Source organism: Piscinibacter sp., from assembly GCF_050175855.1.
GTDB lineage: Bacteria > Pseudomonadota > Gammaproteobacteria > Burkholderiales > Burkholderiaceae_C > Piscinibacter.
Window position 1 is genome coordinate 1 of sequence record NZ_JBFXIO010000218.1, and the last position, 8,598, is coordinate 8,598.

The 8,598-nt window shown below is 71.2% G+C and carries 9 protein-coding genes and 1 pseudogene; 5 read left to right on the forward strand and 5 right to left on the reverse strand.

Annotation, left to right across the window (positions count from 1 at the left end):
• On the forward strand, nt 1–642 hold a 642-nt coding region (locus AB7U92_RS16170; protein WP_428578971.1), incomplete at its 5' end, for a transketolase-like TK C-terminal-containing protein.
• On the opposite strand, the gene AB7U92_RS16175 is transcribed toward AB7U92_RS16170, so the two are convergent.
• Genes AB7U92_RS16175 through AB7U92_RS16190 form a run of 4 tightly spaced genes read right to left on the reverse strand, consistent with a single transcriptional unit; the run spans nt 600 to nt 3,389 of the window.
• On the reverse strand, nt 600–902 hold the full coding sequence (locus tag AB7U92_RS16175) for a 2Fe-2S iron-sulfur cluster-binding protein (RefSeq protein ID WP_428578974.1): 303 nt from the start codon (nt 900–902) through the stop codon (nt 600–602). The genes AB7U92_RS16170 and AB7U92_RS16175 overlap by 43 nt on opposite strands.
• Nucleotides 899–1,378: a HugZ family protein gene (locus tag AB7U92_RS16180; protein WP_428578977.1), complete on the reverse strand. Its 480-nt coding sequence runs from the start codon at nt 1,376–1,378 to the stop codon at nt 899–901. The genes AB7U92_RS16175 and AB7U92_RS16180 overlap by 4 nt, the downstream gene beginning before the upstream one ends.
• A gap of 11 nt (nt 1,379–1,389) precedes the next feature.
• Nucleotides 1,390–2,415: an SDH family Clp fold serine proteinase gene (locus AB7U92_RS16185; RefSeq protein WP_428578980.1), complete on the reverse strand. Its 1,026-nt coding sequence runs from the start codon at nt 2,413–2,415 to the stop codon at nt 1,390–1,392.
• A gap of 50 nt (nt 2,416–2,465) precedes the next feature.
• Entirely contained in the window at nt 2,466–3,389 is a 924-nt protein-coding gene (locus AB7U92_RS16190) for a TAXI family TRAP transporter solute-binding subunit (protein WP_428578983.1), read from the reverse strand.
• A gap of 49 nt (nt 3,390–3,438) precedes the next feature.
• Between AB7U92_RS16190 and AB7U92_RS16195 the strand changes: the two genes are divergently transcribed.
• The gene (locus AB7U92_RS16195; RefSeq protein ID WP_428578986.1) at nt 3,439–4,377 is read left to right on the forward strand and encodes a ketopantoate reductase family protein; all 939 of its coding nucleotides are present in this window, start codon (nt 3,439–3,441) and stop codon (nt 4,375–4,377) included.
• Nucleotides 4,378–4,580: 203 nt separating this feature from the next.
• Nucleotides 4,581–5,102: pseudogene (locus AB7U92_RS16200) on the forward strand (MHYT domain-containing protein); the annotation flags it as partial.
• 119 nt (nt 5,103–5,221) lie between these two features.
• On the opposite strand, the gene AB7U92_RS16205 reads toward AB7U92_RS16200, so the two are convergent.
• Nucleotides 5,222–6,019: a Crp/Fnr family transcriptional regulator gene (locus tag AB7U92_RS16205; protein ID WP_428578989.1), complete on the reverse strand. Its 798-nt coding sequence runs from the start codon at nt 6,017–6,019 to the stop codon at nt 5,222–5,224.
• 198 nt (nt 6,020–6,217) lie between these two features.
• Here AB7U92_RS16205 and AB7U92_RS16210 point away from each other — a divergent pair, with 198 nt between their 5' ends.
• Both AB7U92_RS16210 and AB7U92_RS16215 read left to right on the forward strand, forming a co-directional pair.
• Nucleotides 6,218–8,428 (forward strand): molybdopterin cofactor-binding domain-containing protein, encoded by a 2,211-nt coding sequence (locus tag AB7U92_RS16210; protein WP_428578992.1) that lies wholly within the window; start codon nt 6,218–6,220, stop codon nt 8,426–8,428.
• A 12-nt stretch (nt 8,429–8,440) separates the two neighbouring features.
• Nucleotides 8,441–8,598, forward strand: a 158-nt coding sequence (locus AB7U92_RS16215; RefSeq protein ID WP_428578995.1) for a 2Fe-2S iron-sulfur cluster-binding protein, incomplete at its 3' end; no start/stop codon positions are given.

Below are 8,598 nucleotides of genomic sequence, written 5' to 3' on the forward strand. Positions count from 1 at the left end.
CAGATGATGGAGCGGCAGGAAGACGTCTTCTACTACGTCACCCTGATGAACGAGAACAACGCCCAGCCCTCGCTGCCGGCGGGCGTGGAAGGCGACATCGTCAAGGGCCTGTACCGCTTCGCGACGCACGACGTGAAGGGCAAGGCGAAGGGCCGCGTGCGCCTGGTCGGCTCCGGCACCATCCTGCGCGAGGTGATCGCCGCCGCCGAACTGCTCGCCGCCGACTGGGGCGTCGAGGTCGAGGTTTGGAGTGCCACCAGTTTCAGCGAACTCTCGCGCGAGGCGCGCGAGGTCGAGCGCCACAGCCGCCTGCACCCGGCCGAGCCGGCGCGCATCAGCCACCTGCAGCGCTGCCTGTCCGGCAGCGTGCCGGTGATCGCCGCCTCCGACTACATCCGTGCCTGGCCGCAGTTGGTGGGCACCTACCTCGACGCGCCCTTCACCGCGCTGGGCACCGACGGCTTCGGCCGCAGCGACACCCGCGCGGCGCTGCGACGCTTCTTCGAGGTGGACCGCCACCACGTCGTGCTGGCCGCGCTGACGGCGCTGCGTGCGCAGGGTGCGGTCGACGCGTCGGTCTGCGCCGAGGCGATCACACGCTACGGCATCGAGCCCGACGCCACGGCGTCGTGGAACGGCTGACGCAGCACCACGTCGCCCTCGGCCAGCGCCACGCAGGGCAGCACGCAGCCGGCGTCGCGCTCGTCGGGCGAGAGGCCGGGCCATTCGACGCGGTAGCGCACCGCGCCGGCCTCCAGCCTGGCGATGCACTCGCGGCAGGTGCCGTTGCGGCACGAACTGCGCAGGCGGATGCCGGCGGCGAGTGCCGCCTCCAGCAGGCTCTGGCCTTCGGCCACCGGCAGCGTCACGCCCAGCGGTTCCAGCCGCAGCGTCACGCTCATGAGCGCAGCCAGGCGTCGAGCGGTTCGCCCACCAGCGCGTGGGCGCGGCCAAAGCCGGCCACCAGGCGTGCCGAGGTCGGTGTCAGCTCGACCAGCGAGAAGTCGGCCAGCTCGAAGGTGACCGCTGCATCGGGGAAACGTGCCAGGTAGGCGGCCTTCGCCGGCTCGTAGTCGCTGCCCTCGCGCGGCAGCATGCGCACCTCGGCCTGCAGGGTGACGCGAGGCAAGGCCTGTGGCGGCGTCGCGGCGTCGGGCTCGGCCATCACCATCAGGCTCACGCGCGGGTGCGACTGCATGTCGCGCGTGTGCGTGGCCAGCGCGCTGACATGGATCAGCAGCACCCCGCTGTCGTCGCGCAGCACGAAGGGCACCATCGACACCGCCGGCTCGCCGCCGTGCAGGGTGGCCAGCGAGGCCACCGGCCGCTCGTCGAGCAGCCGGCGCAGGCTGCGCAGGGCGTCGTCGCGTTCGTCCATCGCGGGCCGCCTCAGGCCACGTGCAGCATCGTGCGGCGGATCTTCCCGCCCACGCGCTCGATGCGCCGCCAGCCGCTCTCGTCGTTCATGGTGATCCAGCGGCGTTCCTCGGCGCGGTAGAACCAGTCCTTGTCCTGCTGGTAGAAGACCTGCGTGTTGGCGGCTTCCCAGATGTTGACGATCTCGTTGCCGTGGGCGCGGATCTCGTCGAAGTCGGTGGTCGCCTTCTGGCCCATCTCGCTGTAGTGCGCGTTCAGCTCGAGCAGCATCGTGTTCACGTCGGCGGGCATGCGCTCGGCCTTCAGGCCGATCTTCACCGCCTCGTCGAGCAGGATGGGGTAGCTGTGCGAGGGGTACTTCGAGTTCAGCGTGGTGGCGATGCGCTCGGCCGCGGCCTCGTCGGAGATGTGGTTGGCCAGCAATTCGCGGCACAGCATGATGGACAGCGACTCGGCCCGGTCGACCGCGCCGATCACCAGCGGGTGCACGTACTGGAACAGCGAGCGGTAGGGGTTCTCGGCGGTGTCGCCCTGCTGCTCGCGCCACAGGCGGATCACGCGGGTGAGCTCGTCGAGGCTGACGCTGACGCGCTCGTTGTCGCGGTCCACCGGCGACAGCGCGTGGTTCAGCGAGGTGTCCACCGCGGTGAGGTAGGCGGTCGGGCCCATCAGGATGCGGTCGGCGCCGAGCGCGATCATCGTCGCCGCCGAGGCGCACTCCAGCGGCACCAGCGCCACCAGCTGCCGGCAGTGCTGGCGCAGCAGGTTCACCAGGCGCAGCGAGACCTGGCCGCTGCCGCCGTCGGACTTGATGAACAGGTGGATGGTGTCGTGGTGCCCGAGCCGGCCCAGCACGTCGTACAACGCCAGCACGTCGGAGTGGCAGACCGAGCCGCGCGGGTTGTTCCAGTAGCTCACCAGCGGGCCGCCGAGCCGCTCGGAGAGCTTGGCGATCACCGCCTGCGTCTTGGCGAACAGCACCGGCGGCTGCTTGATCTTCGGCTTGCGGACGTCGGGGGTGGCGAGGGTGTCGTTCATCGGCAGGCGGCGTTGGGTTGTCGCCGACAGCCTAACTCACACGCGCCGGCTCAGCGAGTGCGCAGTGCCGGGTGCAGCAGCTCGGCCGAAGGCGCGCTGGCCAGGGTGTTGGCCAGCGTGCTGAAGGCGGCCTGCGGCAGCTCGGCGGCGAGCGCCGGCGCGGCCTCGCGCATCGCCGCCACGAAAGCGGTGGCGCGGGGCGTATCGAGGTCGGCGCGGGCGAGGATCCAGTTCACCGAGCCGACGGTGGGCAGCGGCGCGGCGATGCCGGGGTAGCTGCCCGCCGCCACGTCCATCGCCTGCAGCAGCGGGTACTTCGCGCGGATGCGCGGGATCTGCTCGGGCGACGGGCCGAGAAAGCGCGCGCCGCCGGCGGACTGCGCCAGCCGCACGAAGCCCGGCCAGCCCTCGCCCGCGCCCCACAGCGCCTCGGCGCGGCCTTCGACCACCAGCGCTGGCGACTGCGCGGCCTGCTCGACGTAGATCGCCTCGAAGTCGCGGTCGATGTCCAGGCCGATGCCGTCGAACACCTGGCGCGCCAGCGTCACCAGGCCGCTGGCCTTCACGCCGAACACCACCGGCCGGCCGCGCAGGTCTTCCAGCCGCTGCGCGGCAGAAGCGGACGGCACGGCCAGCATGCCGGGGCTGGGGTACATCGCGAAGAGGATGCGCAACCCGCTGGCCGCGCCCTGCGCCAGCACCTCGCCGGCCGCGGTGCCCTGGATCAGCGCCGCGTCGACCGCGCCACGCTCCAGCAGCTCGAGGTTCTCGGCCGTGCCGCGCGTGCGCCGGGCCTGCAGCAGCGTGCGGCCGCTGCGCCGGTTGAGCACGCGCTCCAGCATCTCGCCGTACAGCGCGAAGCCGCCGCCGGCCGTGGAGGTGCCGAGCACGAGAGGCTGCGGCTGCTGCTGCGCGATGCCCCAGGCGGGGGCGAGCAGGGAAGACAGCGCGATCAGGGAACGTCTGCGATCCATGGCGGCGCAGCTTAGCGGCGCCTGCCTGGCCGCGTCATACTGCGGCGCCATGACCCCACACAGCGACTTTCGAGCCATCGCCGTGGTCGGCGCCGGTGCCGTCGGCAGCTTCTTCGGCGCCATGCTGGCGCGCGCCGGCCACCGCGTCGTGCTGATCGGCCGGCCGGCGCATGTGGAAGCCATCCGCCGCGACGGCCTGCAGCTGCAGATGAAGGGCGCGACCGAGCGTGTGGCGATCGATGCCGCGAGCGACATCGCCGCGGTGCGCGGCGCCGACCTGGTGCTGTTCTGCGTGAAGTCGCCCGACACCGACGCGGTGGCGCGCGAGATGGCGCCGCACCTCGATGCCGGCGCACTGGTGCTGAGCCTGCAGAACGGCGTCGACAACGCCGCCACCACCGCCCGCCACGTGCGCTGCGCGGTTGTGCCCTCGGTGGTCTACGTGGCCACGGCGATGCCGGCACCGGGCACGGTGGCGCACTTCGGCCGCGGCGACCTGGTGATCGGCTCGCCCGAGCCCGCGCTGCAGCCGCGCCTGCAGGCGGTGGCCGCCTTGTTTGGTTCGGCCGGCGTGCCGGTGGTGGTGTCGGCCGACGTGATGGGCGAACTGTGGCGCAAGCTGATGCTCAACTGCGCCTACAACGCCATCTCGGCGATCGCGCAGCAGCCGTACGGCCGCATGGCCGCGCTGCCCGAGATCCGCACGGTGATGCGCGAGGTGGTGGAGGAGGTGGTGGCGGTGGCCCATGCCGACGGCCAGCCGCTGGATCTCGACGCCTGCCTTCAGGCGATGGACAAGCTCGCGCCGGCCATGCCCGCGCAGATGTCGTCAACCGCGCAGGATCTCGCGCGTGGCAAGCCCAGCGAGATCGACCACCTCAACGGCTTCATCGCGCGGCGCGGTGCCGAACTGGGCGTGGCCACGCCGGTGAACCGCACGCTGCACGCGCTGGTCAAGCTCGCCGAGGCGGCGCGGCAGGACGGCTGAGCGGTTTCCGCTTCAAGCGCGATTCAGTCGCGCTCATCTGTCATCGCAGGCATCAGGTCCGCGCCACGCCGTCAGGCGCTTCGCGGGTCATCGTGCGCTCTGCACGCAAGACCGAGCGCGGCCCAGGGCCGCGCTCGAGGCGGGCCCGCACGGCTGCGCCACCGCTGCTCCAATCGCGCCTCCTCCACACCGGAAGCGCAGTCATGGCAGTCCAGGAAGTTCTCTTGCCGACCTACGACCTCACCCTGGTCGTCGTCTCGTTCCTCATTTCCGCCTTCGGTGCCTACGCGGCGCTGGCTGCCAGCACGCTGGTGCGCAGCGAGCGCGGCGGCGTCAACCGGCTCAACGCCGCCTTCGCCGGCGTGGCCCTCGGCGGCGTGGGCATCTGGTCGATGCACTTCCTCGGCATGCTCGCCTGGGACACCGGCATGGCGGTCGGCTACGGCCTGGCGGGCACGCTGCTGTCGCTCGCGGTGGCGGTGGGCGTGTCGGCCTTCGCACTGGGCTACATGGCCAGCGCGCGCTTCTCGTACCAGCGCCTGGCCGTGGCCGGGCCGGTGGCGGGGCTGGGCGTCTCGGTGATGCACTTCATGGGCATGGCCTCGATGAGCTTCGGCGGCTACCTCGACTGGAACTGGGCCGTCGTGCTGGCGGCGGTGCTGATCGCGGTGGCCGCCGCGACGGCCGCGCTGTGGCTGGCCTTCCACGTGCGCCGCACGCTGCATCGCGTGGCCGCCGCCTTCGTGATGGCCGCGGCGGTGTGCGCGATGCACTACACCGGCATGGCCGCGGCCGACGTGGTGTGCACCACCGCCAACCGCTTCGAGCGGATGCACGGCCTGCTCTATGGCGACGAGTTCCGCGTGCTGGTGATCGTGGTCGCGTTCGGCGCGGGCCTGATCGTCGCGTTCGACGTGTTCATGCAGCGCGTGACGGCGCGCGCCGGCTCGGCGGTTCCGCAGTAGCCGCGCAGGCCGGCCAGGTCGAGCACCGTCACGCCGCCGAACTCCACGCGCAGCAGGCCGCGCCGGGCCAGCTCGTGCAGCGCCTCGTTGGCGCGCTGGCGCGAGACGGCGGCGAGCAGGCCGATCTCCTCCTGGCTGAGCTGCAGAAAGGGCTCGGTGCGTGGGTACAGCGCCGGGTCGAACAGGCTGGCCAGGCAACGCGCGACGCGCGCATCGGGCCCGAGCAGGCGGTCGAACTCGACCAGGCCGATGAACAGGCTGAGCCGGGCGTTGAGCTGCTCGAGCAGGAAGCGGTTGAACGCGAAGTTGCTCGACACCAGCTGCTCGAAGAGGTGGCGCGGCACGCAGGCCAGGCGCGTCTCGCGCACCGCTACCGCGTCGTAACGCCAGCGGCCGGCTTGCAGCAGCGATCCCTCCCCGAACCATCCGCCGGCGGTGACGCCGGTGAAGGTCGAGACGCGCCCGTCGGGCTGCGAGACCGACATCTTCGCCAGGCCGTCGATGACGCCGATCCAGTGATCGGCGGGGGTGCCTTGCTTGACGGCATAACCGCCGATGCCCACGCGGCGCTCGAACGCCACCCGCAGCACGCGATCCATCTCCTCGGCATCGAGGGCCTTGGCCCACAGGCTCTCGCGCAACATCGTCTCCAGGGTCTGCATCGCGATCCGGCTCACGCTCGGCCATCTGCGCGGCCTTGCACTCGGCTCCCCGAGGAGCGCATTACGCGCGCGCGCGGCTGCCGGATGCATCGGGGAAACACCCAGCGCTCGTCGCAGACCGACACACACGTCAGGCATGTCGTCGCGACGACAACTCCGGATCACGCTTGCGTGCAGCATCGTCGTCGCCACCACAGCACCGAGGAGACAGCGATGAGAGATCCGGAGCATGGGCTTGCCGACCAGGTGAGCAAGGATGATCTGCCGTCACGGGGTGTCACGCGCCGCAGCGTTCTGACCGCCGCGGCGACCGCGCCGGTGACGACGGGCCTGGCGCTGGCGCCGTCGAGCGCGCAGGCTGCGCCACTGCCGCTGACGCCGCCGGACACCGTCGACAACTACGACGTCGCCGATTCGATCGTGCAGACCAGCGCACCGACCATGCCGCTGGTGAAGCTCTCGCTCGGCAGCGACGGCGTCTACACCTTCGAGATGCCGCGGCTCGAGCAGGGCACCGGCATCGGCACCGCGCTGGCGATGATGATCGCCGAGGAGGCCGGCGTCACGCTCGACAAGGTGAAGGTGTTGTCGGCCGACGCGCAGCCCGAGCTGGTGTTCAACCAGCTCACCGGCGGTTCGTCGACGATCCGCTCGTTCGAGCCCTTCATCAAGGCGATGGTGACCGCCGCGCGCCTGAAGGCGGGCCTGCCGCCGCAGGCCGGCGCGCCGAGCGACCCGGCGCAGTACCGCGTGATCGGCAAGGCCACGCGCAAGCTCGACGCGCTGGACATCGTCACCGGCCGCAAGAAGTTCACCATGGACATCGACGTGCCGGGCGCCAAGCCGACGATGTGCCGCATGCCCTCGCAAATCCGCGGCAGGGTGGTCAGCGTGAACAACCGCGCTGCCGTGCTGTCCATGCCCGGCGTGATCGCGGTGGAAGTGATCCCCGGCGGCGGCACGGTGGTCGGTATCCCGCCCGGCGTGGCGGTGATGGCGGAGACCTTCGGCCAGGCCTGGGACGCCTGCCGCGCGCTCGACATCACCTGGGGCGACGGGCCGAACAAGGGCCTGTCCGACGCCGCGATCAAGTCGGCCCTCTACGCCGCGCTGCCGCCGCTGCTGCCGGCGCCGCTGGGCACGATCGCGATCGACGCCGACTTCGAGTTCCCGGCCGCATCGCATGCGCCGCTGGAGGTGGAGTGCGCGATCGTCGACGTGAAGCCCGGCAGCTGCGAGATCTGGGCCGGCCTGCAGACGCCGATCGTCGCGCTGCAGGCGATCGCCGCCGACCTCGGGCTGCCGCAGACGGCGGTGAAGGCGCACGTCATCCCCAGCGGCGGCGCCTTCGGCCGCCGACTGTTCTGGGACCCGGTGCAGGTGGCTGCGCAGATCTCGAAGCTGACCGGTCTGCCCTGCAAGCTGATGTACCACCGTAGCGACGACATCCGCCACACGCGCAGCCGGCCGCCGCAGGTGCACAAGGTACGCGCCACGCTCATCCCGCCCAGCCTGCTCGGCCCGGGCAACGTGCTGAGCTACCAGCAGAACATCGGTCTGGTGCGGCTCGATGCACGCCACGGCTACGGCGAGATCGGCACCGCGCTCGGCGGCTCGCTGCCGATGGGCGTGCAGCAGACGGTGGGCAACCTCGGCTACGAGCAGTTCTTCTTCAAGACCATGGTGGCCTCGCCGTACAACTTCGGCGTCAGCTCCAAGCAGATCTTCCCGGTGGCGATCGACCTGCCGACGGTGTCCTACCGCTCGGTGCACATCATGCCGTCGCGCACCGTCGAGGAAATCATCGTCGACGAGATCGCCGCGAAGCTCGGGCGCGACCCGGTGGACTTCCGCATGGAGTTCCTGCGCCTGCCCCGCGCGCAGGCCGTCCTGCAGCGTGTGGCCGGCGCAGCGCAGTGGGGCAAGGCCATGCCGCCGGGCTTCGCGCAGGGCGTGGGCGTGCACATGGAGTCGCGCGCCTTCACGGCCTGCATCGTGGAGCTCGATGCGCGCGACCCGGCGAACTGCAGGGTCACCCGCGCGACGATCGTCATCGACGTGGGCAAGCCGATCAACCCGTCGGGCATCGAGCAGCAGGCGCTCGGCGGCCTGGCCGAGGCGATCTCCCTCGTGCTCAACGCTGGCCTGACCATCAGGGACGGCCTGATCCAGGAGGGCAGCTACAACCAGTACCGCTTCGCGAAGATGCGCGACTTCCCGAAGAACGTGCAGGTGATCATCATGCCCAACGTGGGCCACCCGATCGCCGGCATGGGCGAGGTCGGCATGTCGGCGCCGTCAGGCGCCATCGCCAATGCCTACGCGCGCGCCACCGGGCGCAAGCCGCGCAGGTTCCCCCTCAATGCGCAGCCGGCCTACGTGCCCACGCCGGCCGGCCAGCTTCCTGCACCCCCCACCGCCTGAGGAGACGAGCCCATGCCCATCTACAACCTGACCGTCAACAACCAGCCGGTGAGCGTCGACGCGCCGGCGAACCTGGCGCTGCTGTGGGTGCTGCGCGACAGGCTCGGCATCACCGGCCCGAAGTACGGCTGCGGCCTGGACGTGTGCAAGGCCTGCACCTGCCTCGTCAA